Source organism: Paenarthrobacter sp. CCNWLY172 (assembly GCF_037402035.1).
Classification (GTDB): Bacteria; Actinomycetota; Actinomycetes; order Actinomycetales; family Micrococcaceae; genus Arthrobacter.
On record NZ_JBBEGB010000030.1, the window covers coordinates 1 to 1891 of the forward strand.

Sequence of the window (1891 nt, forward strand, 5' to 3'; positions counted from 1 at the left end):
GGCTTTCCGTTTCGCACCCGGCGACTCAGAAAACAATACACGCCCCCAACCCCCAACGCAAATCCACCCCCACACCCAACCCCACCCACACCAAACCCACCCCCAAAACCCCACCAAACCGCCGTCGAACGCGCCGGACGTCAGGGCATCAGCTCCGCCGCACGGCAGGGAAGATATGCAGCGTGGCTGCAGCGCACTGCACAGTTATGGGTCGCAATCAGCGGGCCAATGACGTTGACGCCGCCTGGTGGGAGGATGGAACGCATGGAACTGCACATCACGGGAGATGCCGCCGCCGACAGACTGCTCAGTGACGACGCTTTTGCGTTGCTCACGGGCATGTTGCTCGATCAACAGGTCACCATGGAATCTGCCTTTGCCGGCCCTGAGAAGATTCGTGCCCGCCTCGGGTCCTTGGATCCAGCCACCATCGCTGAGCACGATCCCGTTGGTTTCGTCGAAGTATTCAAGGAGAAGCCGGCCGTCCATCGCTTCCCCGGTTCCATGGCCGGCAGGGTCCAGGCACTGGCGGAAACGGTCCACAGCGACTGGAATGGTGATGCTGCCTCGATCTGGACCCGCGGCAACCCCGACGGTCCCGAGGTACTGCGCCGACTTAAAGCGTTGCCAGGCTTCGGCGAGCAGAAGGCGAAGATCTTCCTGGCCCTGCTTGGCAAGCAATGCGGCCTTCAAGCCGATGGATGGCGGGAAGCCGCCGGCCACTACGGCGAGGAAGGATCGTACTTGTCCGTTGCCGACATCGTGGATCCACAGTCCTTGGTAAAGGTCCGTGCCAGCAAACAGGCAGCAAAGGCAGCGGCGAAGGCCGCGAAGTCGTCCAACGCCTAGTTCGCGCCGACTCTACCTTCTGACGTTTGTGCACGGCTCTCCTGGATTGCCATCATCGGCCACACCTCTGTTTGAACTCAGGCAGGGAACGTTCGACGGGGCTTGAGACAGAAGGTTCATCGCTGAAGCGAAAGCCCGCCGACGGCACTTATGGACAGAATGAACCACCGCCTTGGAAAACGATGTTGCCACCCTGGAGGCGCTGCTGGCTGAGGGGGCTTCCCCCGATGCCCATGACAAAGCTGGTTTCACGCCACTACATTTCGCTGCCCAAGAATATGCTGTCGCCGCAGCGGATGCGAGCGGTGAACTAAGGGATGTGCCGCCCGGAAGCTACCGTTTGCGGGTCAGTGCGAAGGCCCGCGTTGCAGGAGAAGACGGAGAGTTCTCCGAAGAGGTTATCGATTACTACCTGCTGGAGATGTGGCCAGCTTCGCAGCCGGACGCCATCTTGCGTTCCAGCAGCAAGGGCGCCGAGTACTGGCACAAGACGCATGGAAGCCGCCGCTGAACGCAGGAGTTGATTCTTCTTAGGCGCTGTTCACGCCCGGGCTTTGTGGGACCCACCGATGAGATGCCGGTGCCCTAAGGGTGCGGCTGACCTAACGCCCAGGCTCTCAAAGGAGAGCACCAGAGCGTTCGGTAGGGGATCGGCTTACGTGACATGTCGTGGACTGGTCTTGGCCTTGTCTAAGCGCATAGACGGCTACGGCCAGATACCCCTGATTGCGCTATCAGCAGGCCCAGTCGAACGTAGCGGATTCCGGATCGAATTGAGCGTTGCCGCCACCGCCGAAGTTGAGCCCCGAGTTCTCTTCCAGTTCGAGGTACCAAGGAGTAAGCCCGCCAGGCATTGCTTTAGACGGGAAAGGCAGTTCCGCCCGAGAGCCGCGACAACAAAGTTGCGAAGAAGGAGCTCCTCTTCGTGGAGATTGGCGGTGCTGGGGTGTGTGGGTTGTGTGGGTGGTGGTTAAAGGGGAAGAGCCCCGACCTGTGGTCGGGGCTCTTGCCTTAATGGTTGTCCGGCGGTGTCCTACTCTCC

2 protein-coding genes are annotated in these 1891 nt (G+C 60.8%); both read left to right on the top strand.

The features are described from left to right. Positions 1-255: 255 nt before the first annotated feature. On the top strand, positions 256-849 hold the full coding sequence (locus WBN73_RS21370) for an HhH-GPD-type base excision DNA repair protein (protein ID WP_280625771.1): 594 nt from the start codon (positions 256-258) through the stop codon (positions 847-849). A 172-nt stretch (positions 850-1021) separates the two neighbouring features. After that, entirely contained in the window at positions 1022-1360 is a 339-nt protein-coding gene (locus tag WBN73_RS21375; protein WP_337341286.1) for a hypothetical protein, read from the top strand. The last annotated feature ends 531 nt before the right edge of the window (positions 1361-1891 follow it).